Genomic DNA, 300 nt, shown 5'->3' with positions numbered 1-300 from the left:
AAATCCCAGCCGGGAATGACAGGAAAGGGATGCGGCATCATATCCTTGTAATAACCTTTGGTAATTACAGCATCCACAGGATTTACTCCCGCAGCCTTAATCTTTACCAGAATTTCTCCTTCCTTTAATTCCGGAACCTCCATGGTACCGACCTCTACCCCCTTGGGTCCGTTGAACTTATTGAATTTTGCAGCTCTCATTTCTTTCTTCATAATTTCCTTTTCTCTTTAATTTCAGAATTAATAGGAGTTCAGGCAAAAAAGTTCTATTAAAGCTTTACTAAAGTTGCAAAGCCAATAA

At 39.3% G+C, this 300-nt stretch carries 1 protein-coding gene; it reads right to left on the bottom strand.

Annotated features, from left to right (window positions below; all coding sequences use genetic code 11):
* Positions 1–212: alcohol dehydrogenase catalytic domain-containing protein (locus HC176_RS18910; RefSeq protein ID WP_425338234.1), on the bottom strand; the 212-nt coding region annotated here is incomplete at its 3' end.
* Positions 213–300: the final 88 nt, after the last annotated feature.

The sequence above is a fragment of the Tamlana crocina genome (genome assembly GCF_012037625.1).
The sequence above is the reverse complement of the archived record's forward strand: the minus strand, read 5'-3'. Positions and strand labels throughout refer to the sequence as shown.